15 protein-coding genes are annotated in these 15,464 nt (G+C 58.3%); 13 read left to right on the top strand and 2 right to left on the bottom strand.

Annotation, left to right across the window (positions count from 1 at the left end):
* Positions 1–31 precede the first annotated feature (31 nt).
* Positions 32–2,104 carry a phenylacetic acid degradation bifunctional protein PaaZ gene (gene paaZ / locus AC6HVW_RS04140; protein WP_071680919.1) on the bottom strand — a complete coding sequence of 691 codons (2,073 nt, stop codon included), beginning with the start codon at positions 2,102–2,104 and terminating at the stop codon, positions 32–34.
* A gap of 316 nt (positions 2,105–2,420) precedes the next feature.
* Between paaZ and paaA the strand changes: the two genes are divergently transcribed.
* The 13 genes from paaA to paaY all read left to right on the top strand — a co-directional run bounded on the left by paaA (position 2,421) and on the right by paaY (position 14,025).
* Entirely contained in the window at positions 2,421–3,359 is a 939-nt protein-coding gene (gene paaA / locus AC6HVW_RS04135) for a 1,2-phenylacetyl-CoA epoxidase subunit PaaA (RefSeq protein ID WP_254698847.1), read from the top strand.
* 14 nt (positions 3,360–3,373) lie between these two features.
* Positions 3,374–3,661, top strand: coding sequence for a 1,2-phenylacetyl-CoA epoxidase subunit PaaB (gene paaB / locus AC6HVW_RS04130; protein ID WP_021180891.1), 288 nt, complete (start codon positions 3,374–3,376; stop codon positions 3,659–3,661).
* A 9-nt stretch (positions 3,662–3,670) separates the two neighbouring features.
* Positions 3,671–4,432, top strand: coding sequence for a 1,2-phenylacetyl-CoA epoxidase subunit PaaC (gene paaC / locus AC6HVW_RS04125; protein WP_039996003.1), 762 nt, complete (start codon positions 3,671–3,673; stop codon positions 4,430–4,432).
* A 5-nt stretch (positions 4,433–4,437) separates the two neighbouring features.
* Positions 4,438–4,938: a 1,2-phenylacetyl-CoA epoxidase subunit PaaD gene (gene paaD / locus AC6HVW_RS04120; protein WP_071680921.1), complete on the top strand. Its 501-nt coding sequence runs from the start codon at positions 4,438–4,440 to the stop codon at positions 4,936–4,938.
* Between the two features lie 14 nt (positions 4,939–4,952).
* On the top strand, positions 4,953–6,011 hold the full coding sequence (paaE, locus tag AC6HVW_RS04115) for a 1,2-phenylacetyl-CoA epoxidase subunit PaaE (protein ID WP_186486297.1): 1,059 nt from the start codon (positions 4,953–4,955) through the stop codon (positions 6,009–6,011).
* 9 nt (positions 6,012–6,020) lie between these two features.
* Positions 6,021–6,794, top strand: a complete 774-nt coding sequence (gene paaF, locus AC6HVW_RS04110) for a 2,3-dehydroadipyl-CoA hydratase PaaF (protein WP_071680923.1) — start codon at positions 6,021–6,023, stop codon at positions 6,792–6,794.
* Positions 6,795–6,797: 3 nt separating this feature from the next.
* Positions 6,798–7,589, top strand: a complete 792-nt coding sequence (paaG, locus tag AC6HVW_RS04105; RefSeq protein ID WP_021805752.1) for a 2-(1,2-epoxy-1,2-dihydrophenyl)acetyl-CoA isomerase PaaG — start codon at positions 6,798–6,800, stop codon at positions 7,587–7,589.
* 31 nt (positions 7,590–7,620) lie between these two features.
* Positions 7,621–9,150, top strand: coding sequence for a 3-hydroxyacyl-CoA dehydrogenase (locus AC6HVW_RS04100; protein ID WP_071680924.1), 1,530 nt, complete (start codon positions 7,621–7,623; stop codon positions 9,148–9,150).
* Positions 9,150–9,590 (top strand): hydroxyphenylacetyl-CoA thioesterase PaaI, encoded by a 441-nt coding sequence (paaI, locus tag AC6HVW_RS04095; RefSeq protein WP_071681127.1) that lies wholly within the window; start codon positions 9,150–9,152, stop codon positions 9,588–9,590. Before AC6HVW_RS04100 ends, paaI begins: the two co-directional genes overlap by 1 nt.
* Positions 9,587–10,792, top strand: coding sequence for a 3-oxoadipyl-CoA thiolase (gene pcaF / locus AC6HVW_RS04090; protein WP_368439196.1), 1,206 nt, complete (start codon positions 9,587–9,589; stop codon positions 10,790–10,792). The genes paaI and pcaF overlap by 4 nt, the downstream gene beginning before the upstream one ends.
* A 19-nt stretch (positions 10,793–10,811) precedes the next feature.
* Complete coding sequence (paaK, locus tag AC6HVW_RS04085; RefSeq protein WP_094983082.1) at positions 10,812–12,119, top strand: phenylacetate--CoA ligase PaaK; 1,308 nt, start codon at positions 10,812–10,814, stop codon at positions 12,117–12,119.
* 355 nt (positions 12,120–12,474) lie between these two features.
* Complete coding sequence (paaX, locus tag AC6HVW_RS04080; protein WP_071680927.1) at positions 12,475–13,416, top strand: phenylacetic acid degradation operon negative regulatory protein PaaX; 942 nt, start codon at positions 12,475–12,477, stop codon at positions 13,414–13,416.
* 12 nt (positions 13,417–13,428) lie between these two features.
* A complete protein-coding gene (gene paaY / locus AC6HVW_RS04075) occupies positions 13,429–14,025 on the top strand; it encodes a phenylacetic acid degradation protein PaaY (protein ID WP_071680928.1) in 597 nt (198 codons plus the stop codon).
* A 29-nt stretch (positions 14,026–14,054) separates the two neighbouring features.
* On the opposite strand, the gene AC6HVW_RS04070 is transcribed toward paaY, so the two are convergent.
* Positions 14,055–15,458, bottom strand: a complete 1,404-nt coding sequence (locus AC6HVW_RS04070) for an amino acid permease (RefSeq protein WP_059201139.1) — start codon at positions 15,456–15,458, stop codon at positions 14,055–14,057.
* Between the last annotated feature and the right edge of the window lie 6 nt (positions 15,459–15,464).

Below are 15,464 nucleotides of genomic sequence, written 5' to 3'. Positions count from 1 at the left end.
CATCTTGACATGATGCCCCGACGATCCAGCCTTAGTGCACCTTGTTGAAATCCCCTTCCTGGCGCGCCACCAGCGTCAGAATGCTATACAGCGCCACGGCCTGCTGATGCTGGTTGAGCACCTGTACATCCCAGACCACCACGCCATGCGGACGATCCTCGGCGGTCTTTTGCGGCTTGCGGATTTTCTTTTTACAGGTCAACCGCACCTGAATGGTGTCGCCAATCTTCACCGGTTCGATAAAACGCAGGTTTTCCATGCCGTAATTGGCAATCACCGGCCCGACGCCCGGATCGACAAACAGCCCGGCGGCGGCAGAAACCACAAAGTAACCGTGGGCCACTCGCTCACCAAACAGTGATTCCGCTGCACCAATCTTGTCCATATGCGCGTAGAAATGGTCGCCGCTCAGGCAGGCAAAGTTGACGAGGTCGGCTTCGGTAACGGTACGGCGGGCGGTCAGCAAGCTTTCGCCAATCTGCAACTGCTCAAAGTATTTGCGAAACGGGTGTACCTGTTCTTCCACCACGTCGGCACCTCGTACCCATTCACGGCTGATGGCCGCCAGCATCGAAGGGCTGCCCTGGATCGCCGTGCGCTGCATATAGTGTTTTACCGCTCGCAGCCCACCAAGCTCTTCCCCGCCGCCGGCTCGCCCTGGCCCGCCATGCACCAACAAAGGCAATGGTGAGCCGTGGCCGGTCGATTCCGTAGCCGCGTGGCGATCCAGCACCAACATGCGGCCATGGGCGCAGGCGGTTGCTCGAATAAACTGTGAAGCCAGCTCCGCATCAGCCGTCACCAACGATCCGGCCAGGCTACCTTGCCCCAGCAGCGCCAACTCAATGGCCTGTTCGGTAGTTTGATAAGGCATCAGCGTCGCCACCGGGCCAAACGCCTCGGTGCCATGTACGGCCTGATGGCGGAACGGATCGGCGCAGTACAGCAGGGTGATCGGATAAAACGCGCCTGATTGCGCACCATCGCCCACCACCTCCAACTTATCCAGCGTTGCGCCGCAGAGTGGTTCACAGCCATTGCGCAGCAGGAATTCCACCTTTTGCTGCACGTCGTCACGCTGTTCCTGATTGACCAACGCCCCCATCCGCACTTGCTCCAACAGTGGGTCGCCAATCTTTACGCCAGCCAGGCGCTGCAACAGTGCTTGCTGTACCTCGGCAATGCGGGCCGCCGGAACGATAATGCGCCGGATAGCAGTACACTTTTGCCCCGCCTTGCTGGTCATTTCGCGGCTGACCTCTTTGATAAACAGCGCAAACTCCGGCATCTCTGGCGTCACGTCCTCCCCTAACACGCAGCAGTTTAACGAGTCGGCTTCCATGGTAAAGGCGATGGATTTTTCCAGCAGGCGCGGGTGGGAACGTAGCTTCTGCCCGGTTTGCGCCGAGCCGGTAAAGGTCACCGCATCCTGATAATCGAGGTGATCGAACATATCGCCCACGCCGCCGCAGATCAGTTGCAAAGCTCCTTCCGGCACCAGCCCGCTGTCGATAATCAGCTTCACCATCGCCTGTGTTAGCTGTGCCGAAGCGGTGGCGGGTTTGATGATGGCCGGCATCCCCGCCAGCCAAGTGGGTGCCAGCTTCTCCAACATTCCCCAGCAAGGGAAGTTGAAGGCGTTGATATGCAGAGCAACGCCAGGGCGAGAGGTCAGCACATGGCGTGCGGCAAACTGCGACTGCTTGGAAAGTGGGATCAGTTCATCTTCCGGCCACAGCGTATCGTCCGGCAGTTCGCGCCCTGCCAATCCCGCATAGGAGAACAGCGTGGCGATACCACCTTCGATATCAACCCAGCTGTCATTACGCGTGGCGCCGGTTTGATAGGAGATCTGATACAGCGCTTCTTTATTGGCCAGCAGGTGTTTAGCCACCGCTTTCATCATCTGGGCGCGCTGCTGAAACGTCATCTTTGCCAGCGCCGTGCCGCCCAGCTTGCGGGCATAGCTCAGGCTGGCGGCCAACGGCAGCCCGTCGGAGCAGACCTGATACAGATGCTCGCCGGTAACGGCATGCTGGATCTCGCGGGATTGCCCCTGGCCGTACACCCAAGCGCCAGAAAGGTAACTGGTTAACTGCTGCATTTGCTCCTCCGGAATTCATAAATAGACACCATCAAGATTAATGATGTATCACATATTTTCCACTCTGCGCCAGATTAAAATTTAACAAAAGCAAAACAAAATCATCCAAACGCTGAGTTAATACCAACGTTATCGATAAATACAAAATAAATAAACATTAAAATCAATGACATAACAAAACACATTGTGATACTCATCGCAAAACCACAGTATTTGTATTTGATCTTGTTGTTATCAACTTGTAGCTTTACGGTTAGTTAAAGTGATTCACATTTTTGGTTTTAATGTGAAAAACATGAATCACCAAGAGGCACGCATGACAACTGACGCACAATTTCAGCAGCACTTTGACGACAAGATCGCCGCCGATATCTCCATCGAAGCCAAAGACTGGATGCCGGATGCCTATCGCCGCAATCTGATCCGGCAAATCGGCCAACATGCGCATTCCGAAGTGGTCGGCATGTTGCCTGAAGCCAATTGGCTGACCCGCGCCCCTTCCCTGCGGCGCAAAGCGGTGTTACTGGCGAAAGTCCAAGATGAGGCCGGGCACGGTCTTTATCTGTACAGCGCGGCGGAAACCCTCGGCTGCACCCGCCAGGATATCTACCAAAAGATGCTCGCCGGTCAGATGAAGTACTCCTCGATCTTCAACTATCCAACGCTGAACTGGGCTGACATTGGCGTGATCGGCTGGCTGGTCGACGGTGCCGCCATCGTCAATCAGGTAGCCCTGTGCCGTGCCTCTTACGGCCCCTATGCCAGGGCGATGGTGAAAATCTGTAAAGAAGAGAGCTTCCACCAGCGTCAAGGCTATGAAGCCGTGATGGTGATGGCCCAGGGCAGCGAAGCGCAAAAGGCCATGTTGCAGGACGCCATCAACCGCTTCTGGTGGCCAGCGCTGATGATGTTTGGCCCTAACGATAGCGATTCCCCCCACAGCGCACAGAGCATGGCCTGGAAAATCAAACGTCACAGCAATGACGAACTGCGGCAGAAGTTTATCGACAACACCGTACCGCAACTGGAAGCCCTGGGTATGACCGCCCCCGATGCCGATTTGGTATGGGATGAAGCCAGCGGACATTACCGCTTTGGCGAGATCGACTGGGCAGAGCTGCACGAAGTGATCCAGGGGCGTGGGCAGTGCAACCACGAACGCCTGCAAGCCAAGCGTAAAGCCTGGGACGAAGGCAGTTGGGTACGGGATGGTGCCATGGCACATGCCAGCAAACGCGCGGCAAATGCAGCTTAATCGAGGAGAGAAAAATGACTCACGCCGAATGGCCGTTGTATGAAGTGTTTATCCGCAGCAAGCAGGGTTTGGCCCATCGCCATGTGGGCAGCCTGCATGCCGCAGACGATCAGATGGCGCTGGAAAACGCCCGAGATGCCTACACCCGCCGCAGTGAGGGCTGTTCGATCTGGGTGGTGCAATCCTGCCATCTGATCGCCTCTCAAGCGGAGGATCGGGCGGCATTCTTCGATCCTTCCGACGACAAAATCTACCGTCATCCCACGTTCTACACCATCCCCGACGGCATCAAGAACATGTAGAGGCAGGCCATGACGATGAGTAACGCAGCAACAATCAGCTATGCCCTGCGCTTGGGCGATACACCGCTCATTCTGGCACAGCGCCTGTGCGCTTGGTGTGGTCATGCTCCTGAACTGGAGATCGACCTGGCACTGGCCAATATTGGCCTCGATCTGCTGGGCCAAGCACGCAATTTTCTGGCCTATGCCGCCGAGCTTTCCGGCCCACAGCACAGCGAAGACAGCCTGGCTTTTGGCCGCGACGAACGTGAATTCCACAACCTGCTGTTGGCAGAACAGCCCAACGGCGGCTTTAACGACACGCTGGTACGCCAGTTCCTGCTCGATACCTACCACGTGCTGCTGCACCGGGAATTGAGCCGCAGCAAAGACGGCCAACTGGCCGCCATCGCCGCCAAATCGCTGAAGGAAGCGGATTATCACCTGCGCTTCAGCCACGGCTGGATGATCCGCCTGGGTGACGGCAGTGAAATCAGCCACCAGAAGATCCAGCAGTCATTAAACGATCTGTGGCGCTTCACCGCCGAGCTGTTCCACGCCGACGAGATTGAGCTGCAATTGGCCGAACTGGGTATTGCCGTCGATCCACGCCAATTGCAGGCACCGTGGCAGGCGATGGTGAACGATACGCTGCAACAGGCCACGCTCGCGCTGCCCACCGAGCAGGCATTTCGCCACGGCGGTAAGCAAGGGCGGCACACAGAACACCTCGGCCCAATGCTGGCAGAGATGCAGTTTCTGCCACGCGCTTACCCGAACTGTAGCTGGTAGAGGCAATGTTGAATATCACCCGACTGCAACCGGCCGAGATCCCGCAGATCTGGCACTGCTTACAGCAGATCAGCGATCCCGAACTGCCGGTATTGTCCATTACCGATCTGGGCATGGTACGTGACGTGGAGCGCGACGGTGCAGGCTGGCACATCACCTTTACCCCAACCTATTCCGGCTGCCCGGCGACCGAGTACCTGCTCAACGCCATTGAACAGACGCTGAACGAGGCGGGTTTCAGCCCGGTGAAGATCACCATCAGCCTCAGCCCGGCCTGGACCACCGACTGGATGAATGCGGATGCTCGCCAGCGCCTGCGTGAATACGGCGTGGCCCCCCCGCAGGGGCAAACCTGTGAGAAGCCTTTAGCCCACGGCCCGGTGCAGTGCCCCCGTTGCGGCAGCGAGCACACGGAAAAGATCAGCGAGTTCGGTTCCACCGCCTGCAAAGCGCTTTACCGCTGCTGCGAATGTCGGGAACCGTTCGACTATTTCAAATGTATTTAGGAGTACTGAAAACCATGACGGTATTTCATCGCCTGAATGTCGCGGCTATCGAGCGCGAAACCCCGGATGCCGTAGCCATCACGCTGCGCGTCCCGGACGAACTGAAATCCCATTACGGCTATACCCCCGGCCAGCACCTGACGCTCAAAGCGCGGGTCAATGGTGAAGAGCTGCGCCGCTGCTATTCCATCTGTAGCGCACCGCAGGATGGCGTATTGCAAATCGGCATCAAGGCGATCCATCAGGGGCGCTTCTCTTCGTATATCAACCAAAGTTTGCAGGTGGGCGACGAGTTGGAAGTAATGCTGCCGCAGGGCCGTTTTGGTTACCAGCCGCAGGCACAAACCCAGGGCAACTATCTGGCGATCGCCGCCGGTTCTGGCATCACGCCGATGCTGTCGATCATCAAGGCGACGTTGCAATTGGAACCCAACAGCCAGTTCACGCTGATTTATGGCAACCGCACCAGCCGCTCGGTGATGTTTAAAGAAGCCCTATCGGATCTGAAAAACCGTTATCCACAGCGCTTCCAGCCGCTGTATCTCTTTAGCCAGGAAAATCTCGACAGCCCACTGCTCAGTGGCCGCATCGACCGTGACCACCTGACCGCGCTAGGTAACACGCTGGTGGACTTCAACGAGTTCGACCACGCCTTTATCTGCGGCCCAGAAGCGATGATGGACGACGCGCACACCGTGCTGGAGCTGGCCGGTATGCCTGCCGAGCGTATTCACAGCGAGCGTTTCAACACCAACGGCATCGTCGCCCGGCCTGCCAATGCAGGTAGCCGCAACGCTACCCAGGTAGAGATCCGGCTCGACGGCCGCAGCCTCAAAATCGACGTCGGCAGCGAGGATGACAGCATTCTGGATGCCGCATTGCGCCAAGGAGCCGATTTGCCCTATGCCTGTAAAGGCGGCGTCTGCGCCACCTGCAAATGCAAGCTGAAGGCCGGTGAGGTGGATATGGCGATCAACTACAGCCTGGAGCCGGATCAACTGGCGGCAGGCTATGTCTTGAGCTGCCAGTCCTGGCCACGCGGTGAAGGCGTGGTGCTGGACTTTGACGTTTAGGAGCCGACGATGGAAACCCCTTGGATCCTTCGCGAACAGCAGCAACGCGTGGTCACACTGACGCTGCACCGCCCCGATGCCCGCAACGCCTTGAGCACCGCCTGCCTTGAGCAGTTGGTTTATCAACTGGAACAGGCCGATAGCGATACCGACGTCGGTGCCGTGGTGATCGCCGGTGCCGCCCGGTTCTTCGCCGCCGGTGCCGATCTGCGCGAATTACAGCAACAGGATGTCGCTGCCACCCAGCTCGATCACCGCCCTTTGCTATGGCAGCACTTGGCCCAGTTCAGCAAACCCTTGCTGGCGGCGGTGAACGGTTACGCGCTCGGTGCTGGCTGTGAGCTGGCTCTGGCCTGCGACATTACGATTTGCGGCGAAAGCGCCCGCTTCGGCCTGCCGGAAATCACTTTAGGCCTGATGCCCGGAGCCGGTGGTACTCAACGCCTGATCCGCAGCGTGGGCAAGTCCCGCGCCTATCAAATGGTGCTGACCGGTGAAGCCATAGACGCCCGCTGCGCACTGCAAGCCGGGCTGGTGAGCGAGGTTTGCGTCGACGCATTAACGCTGGAGCGTACTCAACAACTGGCCCAACGCATCAGCCAACAGGCGCCGCTGGCGCTACGCGCGGCCAAACAGGCGCTAAAACAGGCGCAGGAAACCGGCCTCAGCCAAGGCTTGCAGATGGAGCGCCAGCAGTTTGTCACCCTGGCCGCCACCGAAGATCGCCGGGAAGGCATTGCCGCCTTCTTCGAAAAACGTACACCGAACTATCAAGGGCGCTGATTTATGGAAAACGCATTCATTCTTAGCCACATCGAAGCCGGGGTGTTGACCATTACCCTGAACCGCCCCGACCGGCTCAACAGCTTTAACGATGAAATGCACCACCAGCTCAGCGAGGCGCTGACCGTAGCCGAACGCGATGACAGCGTGCGTTGCGTGCTGATCACCGGTGCCGGGCGTGGCTTCTGCGCCGGGCAGGATCTGAACGATCGTAACGTCAGTGTGGATCAGGCTCCTCCGGATCTTGGGCTGTCCGTAGAACGTTTTTACAACCCGCTGATACGCCGCCTGAGCGCGCTACCCAAGCCGATCGTCTGCGCGGTTAACGGCGTTGCTGCCGGAGCGGGTGCCGCGCTGGCAATGGCCTGCGACATCGTAGTGGCCGCCGACAACGCCAGCTTTATCCAATCTTTCTGCAAACTGGGCCTGGTGCCGGACTCCGGCGGCAGTTGGTATTTGCCACGTCTGGCCGGACATGCGCGAGCCATGGGTATGGCGCTGCTGGGGGACAAAATCAGCGCTCAGCAGGCGCTGGAGTGGGGAATGATCTGGCAGGTCGTGGCTGCCGCCGAGCTGGCCGACCACACCCAGAGCATGGCCAAACAGCTTGCTACCCAACCTACCTACGGCCTGGGGCTGATTAAAAAAGCCATGTACAGCTCGGCCAGCAATACGCTCGACCAGCAGCTCGATTTAGAGCGCGATTTACAGCGCCTGGGTGGCCGTAGTGAAGACTATCGCGAAGGCGTCAGCGCCTTCTTCGCCAAACGTTCACCGAACTTCAGCGGGAAATAGCCATGAACGGGAAACAGCCATGAGAGAGAAGATGGCGATAAATACCCTAGCCACCTCCGCAACGGTGGCCGTGATTGGTGCTGGAACCATGGGGATCGGTATTGCTCAGGTAGCCGCTGCGGCAGGGCATCAGGTCAAGCTGTTCGATATCGCCCTGCCCGCCGCCTCCCGCGCGCTGGAACAGCTCGGGCAACGCCTACGCAAACGGGTCGAGGCAGGTAAGGCCGATGCCCACAGCACCGAAACCCTGCTGGGTCATATTCAGTTGACCAGTTCGTTGAGCGATCTGGCCGACTGCAGCCTGGTAATCGAAGCGGTGGCGGAAAAGCTGGCGATCAAACAGAGCCTGTTTCGCGATCTGGAGGCGATATGCTCTACCGATACGCTGTTTGCCAGCAATACCTCTTCACTCTCTATTACCGCCATCGCCAGTGCGCTTCAGCACCCGCAGCGCATGGCGGGCCTGCACTTCTTCAACCCGGCCCCGTTAATGAAACTGGTAGAGATCGTCGGAGGGCTGGAAACCAGCCCGGAAACGCTGAGCAGCCTGCAAGCCTTGGCTCAAAATTGGGGTAAGCACAGCGTCGTGTGCCGTTCTACGCCAGGCTTCATTGTCAACCGCGTAGCCCGGCCTTTCTACGGCGAAACCCTGCGCGCTCTGGAAGAACAGATTGCCGATCCGGCCACCCTTGACGCCGTGCTGCGTGATGCCGGTGGCTTCGCCATGGGGCCGCTGCAACTGACCGATCTGATCGGTCAAGACATCAACTATGCCGTCACCGAGTCGGTCTATCACGCTTTCTATCAGGACAGCCGTTTTACTCCTTCGCTGGTGCAGCAGGAACTGGTGGCTGCCGGGCATTTCGGCCGCAAGAGTGGCCGGGGTTTCTACCGCTATGGCAGTGAGCAGGCCGTACCGTCAGCAACTTTTGCTTCGGCGGTAACGGCTGAGTTGCCTCAGTCCGTCACGCTACACGGCGACTGGTCGGCCATCGGCGAGTTTGCACAGTTGCTGGCGGGAAATGCGGCCGCGATCAAACATCCTGGCCAGACCAGTCCGTTTGCCCGGCTCGATGAAGTTACATTTATGTTAACAAATGGTAAAACAGCAAGCCAAGTCGCCGAAGAAATCGGATCTCCCGTGGTTCTGTTCGACCTGTCCGTCAACTATCAGCACGCCCCCGTTATCGCCATCAGCAGCGCCGAGCAGAACGCGGTGCCGCACACGGCCAAGGTCATCTGCCTGCTGCAATCGCTGGGTAAACAGGTGATCCACCTGCCGGATTATCCGGGCCTGCTGGTGATGCGCACCGTCGCCATGCTGGCAAATGAAGCCCTGGACGTAGTGAACAAAGGCGTGGCCAACGCCGCCGATACCGACGATGCCATGCGGTTTGGCGTCAACTACCCACAAGGTCCGCTGGCCTGGGGCAGCAAGCTCGGCTGGCAACAGCTCCTCACCACGCTGGAAAACCTGCAACGTTATTACGCTGAACCCCGCTATCGCCCAATGCCGCTGCTGCGTCGTTATGCCGCCCATTATTCAGGAGCCAAATGCTGATGAATGCCAACACTCCCCGCGCGCTGGCCCAGCGTTGCGCCGAACAGATGTTTAACCAGGATACCTGCGCACAGGCAATGGATATGCGCATCGATGCCGTGGATGCCGGCATGGCCAAAGTCAGCATGACAGTCGGCCCACAGATGCTCAATGGCCACCAGACCTGTCACGGTGGCCAACTGTTCAGCCTGGCAGATACCGCTTTTGCTTATGCCTGCAACAGTCAGGGGCTGGCGGCGGTCGCTTCTGGTTGCACCATCGATTTTATCCGCCCCGCGCTGGCAGGCGATCGCCTCACCGCCTGCGCTGAAGTGCGCCATCAGGGTAAAACCACCGGGTTATACGACGTTGAAATCGTTAACCAACTGGGGAAAACCGTCGCCTGGTTCCGTGGCCGCGCCCATCGGTTGGGCCACAACATTTTAGGAGAGCAGCCATGAACCAGGCCTTTATTTGCGATGGCGTCCGCACGCCGATTGGCCGTTACGGCGGCGCGCTGGCAAACGTGCGGGCTGACGATTTAGCCGCCCTGCCGCTGCGTGCTCTGCTAGAGCGCCACCCGAATGTGGATTGGTCGCGGGTGGATGACGTGATCCTCGGCTGCGCCAATCAGGCCGGGGAAGACAACCGCAATCTGGCCCGTATGGCCGCGCTGCTGGCAGGGCTGCCACAAAACGTTTCAGGTACCACCATCAACCGGCTATGCGGTTCAGGGTTGGATGCGTTGGCGATGGCGGCACGCAGTATCAAGGCCGGAGAAGCTAGCCTGGTCCTGGCCGGAGGGGCCGAATCCATGACCAGAGCCCCGCTGGTAATGGGTAAGGCAGACAGCGCGTTCAGCCGCCAGGCACAGCTGTTTGACACCACTATCGGCTGGCGGTTTGTTAACCCGCTGATGCATGCGGCTTTCGGTACCGACTCGATGCCGGAAACCGCCGAAAACGTCGCGGCGCAGTTTGGCATCAGCCGTGCCGATCAGGATGCCTTTGCCCTGCGCAGCCAGCAGCGCACCGCTCTGGCACAACAGCGGGGGATCCTGGCACAGGAAATTATCCCGGTGAGCCTCAGCGGCAAAAAAGGGGCCATTACTCAGTTCAGCGAAGACGAACATCCACGCGCAGAAACCACGTTGGAGCAGCTGCAAAAACTGAAAACACCGTTCCGTCAGCCGGGCTGTATCACGGCTGGTAATGCCTCTGGCGTCAACGACGGTGCGGCGGCGCTGATTGTCGCTTCCGAAGCCATGGCCCTGCAGCAAGCTCTGACGCCACGGGCGCGCATTGTCGCCACCGCCACCTGCGGCGTCGAACCGCGATTGATGGGGATCGGCCCGCTGCCCGCGACCCGCAAAGTCCTGGAAATTGCCGGGTTAAGCCTGGCGCAGATGGACGTCATTGAACTTAACGAAGCATTCGCCGCACAGGCGTTGGCGGTGTTGCGCCAGCTTGGTCTGCCGGATGATGCCGAACAGGTTAATCCCAACGGGGGTGCCATCGCGCTTGGCCATCCATTGGGCATGAGCGGTGCGCGCCTGGCGCTGGCCGCCCTGTTTGAGCTGGAACGTCGCGCTGGCCGCTACGCACTGTGCACCATGTGCATTGGCGTCGGTCAGGGCATTGCCATGATTATTGAGCGTGTCTAACACCTGCGAGGCTAAAAAGATGACTACAAATCCACGGCCCATCGACGCGATTGAATTTGCTTCACGCGACGAAATAGAAGCATTACAACTGGAACGCCTGCAATGGACCCTGCACCATGCCTACAACAACGTACCTATGTATCAACGCAAGTTCGATCAGGCAGGCGTTCACCCGAGCGATCTGAAACAACTGAGCGATCTGGCGTTGTTCCCCTACACCACCAAGCAGGATCTGCGTGACAACTACCCGTTCGACACATTTGCCGTGCCGATGGAACAGGTGGTACGCATTCATGCTTCATCTGGTACCACCGGCCGCCCGACGGTAGTCGGTTATACCCAGCGGGATATCGATAACTGGGCCGATATTGTCGCCCGCTGCCTGCGCTCTGCCGGGGCCACGGCCAAAGACAAAATCCACGTTGCCTACGGTTACGGCCTGTTTACCGGCGGGCTGGGTGCGCACTATGGCGCAGAACGCCTGGGTGCGACGGTGATCCCGATGTCCGGCGGCCAGACGGAGAAGCAGGTGCAGCTGATCCTGGATTTCAAACCCGACGTGATCATGGTGACTCCGTCCTACTGCCTGACGCTGATCGACGAGTTGGAACGCAAAATGGGCGGCGATGCACGCAACTGCTCCCTGCGTTTGGGCGTGTTCGGTGCAGAACCCTGGACAGAATCTCTACGCCATGAGATCGAGTCACGCATGGGGATCAAGGCGCTGGATATTTACGGCCTTTCCGAAGTGATGGGGCCAGGCGTGGCGATGGAGTGTGCCGAAAGTGGCGGCGGCCCGACTATCTGGGAAGACCACTTCCTGCCAGAGATCATCAACCCGGAGACGGGCGCGATACAGACTGACGGCGAGCATGGCGAACTGGTTTTCACCACGCTGACCAAAGAGGCTCTACCGGTGATCCGCTATCGTACGCGCGACCTCACCCACCTAATGCCAGGGGATGCCCGCAACATGCGCCGGATGGGCAAAATCACCGGCCGTTCCGACGATATGCTGATCATTCGCGGCGTGAACGTGTTCCCTTCACAGGTCGAAGAACAGATTATGCAGTTCGAGCATCTGTCGCCGCATTATCAGCTGCAGGTGAGCCGTGCCGGGCATCTGGATACCTTGGCGGTACGGGTGGAGCTGAAAGAGTCGGCGTTAACGCTCAACCACCAGCAGCGTTGCGATATCTGCCACCAGCTGCGTCACCATATCAAATCGATTGTCGGGGTCAGCACCGACGTCAGCATTGCCAACTGCGGCGATATTCCACGTTCGGAAGGCAAGGCCCAGCGGGTGATCGATCTGCGACCACGTTAAGTCTGGACCCCTCACCCTAACCCTCTCCCACAGGGAGAGGGGACCGATCGAGTATGCTTGAAAGTAGAGTGACCCACCGTGAATGAGAAGGCGATCGAGTGTGCTTGAAAGTAGAGTGACCCACTTGGGATTAGGAAGCGATCGAGTTAGCTTAGATTATCGCTTTATTTCCAAACGGGCAGAGGCTACCAGCTCCCTCTCTGAACTGTTCGAGTTAGCTTAGATTATCACTTTACTTCCAAACGGGCAGGGGCTATCAGCTCCCTCTCCCTGTGGGAGAGGGTTGGGGTGAGGGGCAAGCCTTTGTCGTTTATGCTAATGTCGTGTCTCAGCAAAGGTTAACCCATGGAAAAATATGGAACATAAACTGGACGACTTTATCCGCCATGCGTTGAGTGCCCAACCGATCAGCGGCACCTCGCTGATCATCTCACTCTACGGTGACGCGCTGAGCCATCGCGGTGGTGAGGTGTGGCTGGGCAGCTTGAGCGCACTGCTGGAAGCCCTGGGCTTCGGCGATCGTTTCGTGCGTACCTCAGTGTTTCGTTTGCAAAAAGAGGGTTGGCTGGACGTAGAGAAGATCGGGCGGCGCAGCTATTACCGCGTTACCGAACAGGGTATGCGCCAGTTTCGCCATGCCGAATCCAAAATCTACCTCAGCGAACAGCCACAGTGGGACGGCAAGTGGGAGCTACTGCTGTTGGAAAGTGCGGAAAAAACCGAGCGTGCGCGGCTGAAAAAAGAGCTGGGCTGGCTGGGCTTTGGCCAGATCGCCAACAACCTGATGGCCGCCCCCACTCATGCGCAAACCGACGTCACCGCCCTGCTCGGCGAGCTCAACGCCAGTGAACAGGTGATCTACTTCCGTGCCGACTATCCCTATAACCGTTCCGAACAGACCCTGCGCCAAATGGTCGCCAACTGCTGGTCGTTGAGCGAGGTAGCCGGTTACTACCATGAGTTTATCGTCTCCTTCCGCCCGTTGATGGCCCTGCTGCGCGAAGCCGACGAGCAGGAACTGACGCCCCTGCGATGCTTTCAGATTAAGCTATTATTAATCCACTTTTTCCGCCGCGTGGTGTTGAAAGATCCTCTGCTGCCAGATGCCCTGTTACCCGCTCAATGGGAAGGTCAAATCGCCCGCAACCTGTGCATCAATATCTATCAGCGAGTGGATCGCGCCGCGACGGAATATGTCAGCGCTTTGGCAGAAACCTCCATCGGCACCTTACCTGCACCCAGTGCCGGTTACTATCGCCGCTTTGGCGGACTGCCGCGCGATCCCACTACATTTTGAGGAGTTTGCGCTATGCCCGTGTATCAGATTGACGGCTTGACGCCGGTGGTCGATCCCAGCAGCTATGTTCACCCCACTGCGGTCCTGATTGGCGACGTGATTATCGGCAAAGGCGTCTACATCGGCCCCAATGCCAGCCTGCGCGGCGACTTTGGGCGCATTGTGGTCGAAGAGGGTGCCAACGTGCAGGATAACTGCGTGATGCACGGCTTCCCGCTGCAGGACACGGTAGTGGAACAAGATGGGCATATCGGCCACAGCGCCATACTCCACGGCTGCCGCGTACGCCGTAACGCGATGATCGGTATGAATGCCATCATCATGGACGGTGCGGTCATTGGTGAGAACTCCATCGTCGGCGCGGGTTCCTTCGTTAAGGCCGCAGCGGAGATTGGCGCCAACCAACTGGTGATTGGCAGCCCGGCAAGGGTGATCCGCGAACTGACCGAACAGGAATTAGCCTGGAAACGTACTGGCACGCTCCAGTATCAAGAGCTGGTCCTACGCTGCAAAAACAGCCTGAAAGAAGTGGCCCCTCTCTCTGAACCAGAGCCAGGCCGCCAACGTCTGAACTTCGGCGACCACATCATCCCCAAAAGCCAGCTTTAGTGCTTGGCCGGGCCGCAGCCCGGTCAACATTACTCCAAACTCTGTACCGGTGCTTCAGCTGCAACCGATGCCTGCCCTCGTCGACTGTAAAAATAGATGGCGACTAGCAGCGCGGTGAAGGGAATGCCAAACCACAGCGTCATTCTAAAGAAGTCCGTGAACAACGTGGTTATCATCAAGCCAGCCATCAGGAGCGCCCCCGCCAAGGTAAAATAAGGATAACCCCACATGCGGAACTTGAGGTGCGTCTGCGTATGCTGGCGGCGGAAGAACAGGTGGGTAACAAAGATCATCAGCCAGGTGAAACAGGCACCGTACACCGAGATCGACATCATCACCGCGAACGATTTCTCTGGAGCGGCAATACTCAACACGATAGAGACAATAATCCCCACGCAAGAGAGCGCCAGCGCGTTGACCGGAATACCCCGTTTGCTAAGCCGCCCCAGCGCCGCCGGTGCCTGCCCGGCACGGGACAGTGAAAACATCATGCGAGTGGTGATATACAGCTGGCTGTTCATGGCAGACAGTGCCGCAATCAGTACCACAAAGTTAAAGATCCCGGCGGCGGCAGGCAGGTGGATCACGTTCATCGCCACCAGGAACGGGCTTTCACCAGTGCCAGACTGCCGCCACGGCACGATGGCCAGCATCAGCGCTATCGACATCATATAGAAGATAAACAGCCGCAGAATGGTGCCTTTGAAGGCGCTTTTCACGGCAACCACCGGGTTTTTCGCTTCCCCTGCGGCAACCGCGATCATCTCAATACTCAGATAACTGAATATCGAAACGATCACCGCAAACCACATGCCTTTCACCCCGAACGGGAAGAAGCCACCGTTGTCGGTGAAGTTACGGATGCCGAAGGTCGGGTTAGCGGAAAACGCCAGGATGCCGATGCCAATCATGATAAACGCTGAAATGGCCACCACCTTGACGGTAGAGAGGGCGTACTCCACCTGGCCAAAAGACTTGACCCCAACCACGTTGACGACGATCACCGCCGCCGAGAACAACAGCACCCACGGCCAGATCGGCGTACCTGGGAACCAGAACTGCATATACATGCCGATGGCGGTCACCTCGGTGCCCACCGCCAACACCACGCAAGACCAATAGGAATAGCGCACCAAAAAGCCAAACAACGGGCTGAGATAGAACTCTGCATAATCGCCGAACGATCCTGGGGTTGGGTGCTCGGAGGTCATTTCCGCCAGGCATCCCATCAGCAGCAGCGCAATCACCCCGCCGATAAAATAGCTCAGCAGTACGCTTGGCCCAGCCATCTGGATCGCGTAAGCACTCCCCAGAAACAGGCCGGTACCGATGGCCCCACCGATAGCCAGCATCGACATCTGCCCGGCGGTCAGGTGCTTTTTCAGCCCATCCTGCCGCTGGGCGATAGCGTCAAAACGTTTCGCATCTTTCATGGTTGC

The sequence above is a fragment of the Serratia sp. NCCP-200 genome (assembly GCF_059697885.1).
Note: the sequence above shows the minus strand (reverse complement) of the source record. Positions and strands in the feature narration are given on the sequence as shown.

Bases quoted from the DNA above. Each gene is read 5' to 3' on its own strand.
- paaZ (WP_071680919.1), bottom strand. From the start codon at position 2,104: ATGCAGCAGTTAACCAGTTACCTTTCTGGCGCTTGGGTGTACGGCCAG.
- paaA (WP_254698847.1), top strand. From the start codon at position 2,421: ATGACAACTGACGCACAATTTCAGCAGCACTTTGACGACAAGATCGCC.
- paaB (WP_021180891.1), top strand. From the start codon at position 3,374: ATGACTCACGCCGAATGGCCGTTGTATGAAGTGTTTATCCGCAGCAAG.
- paaC (WP_039996003.1), top strand. From the start codon at position 3,671: ATGACGATGAGTAACGCAGCAACAATCAGCTATGCCCTGCGCTTGGGC.
- paaD (WP_071680921.1), top strand. From the start codon at position 4,438: ATGTTGAATATCACCCGACTGCAACCGGCCGAGATCCCGCAGATCTGG.
- paaE (WP_186486297.1), top strand. From the start codon at position 4,953: ATGACGGTATTTCATCGCCTGAATGTCGCGGCTATCGAGCGCGAAACC.
- paaF (WP_071680923.1), top strand. From the start codon at position 6,021: ATGGAAACCCCTTGGATCCTTCGCGAACAGCAGCAACGCGTGGTCACA.
- paaG (WP_021805752.1), top strand. From the start codon at position 6,798: ATGGAAAACGCATTCATTCTTAGCCACATCGAAGCCGGGGTGTTGACC.
- AC6HVW_RS04100 (WP_071680924.1), top strand. From the start codon at position 7,621: ATGGCGATAAATACCCTAGCCACCTCCGCAACGGTGGCCGTGATTGGT.
- paaI (WP_071681127.1), top strand. From the start codon at position 9,150: ATGAATGCCAACACTCCCCGCGCGCTGGCCCAGCGTTGCGCCGAACAG.
- pcaF (WP_368439196.1), top strand. From the start codon at position 9,587: ATGAACCAGGCCTTTATTTGCGATGGCGTCCGCACGCCGATTGGCCGT.
- paaK (WP_094983082.1), top strand. From the start codon at position 10,812: ATGACTACAAATCCACGGCCCATCGACGCGATTGAATTTGCTTCACGC.
- paaX (WP_071680927.1), top strand. From the start codon at position 12,475: ATGGAACATAAACTGGACGACTTTATCCGCCATGCGTTGAGTGCCCAA.
- paaY (WP_071680928.1), top strand. From the start codon at position 13,429: ATGCCCGTGTATCAGATTGACGGCTTGACGCCGGTGGTCGATCCCAGC.
- AC6HVW_RS04070 (WP_059201139.1), bottom strand. From the start codon at position 15,458: ATGAAAGATGCGAAACGTTTTGACGCTATCGCCCAGCGGCAGGATGGG.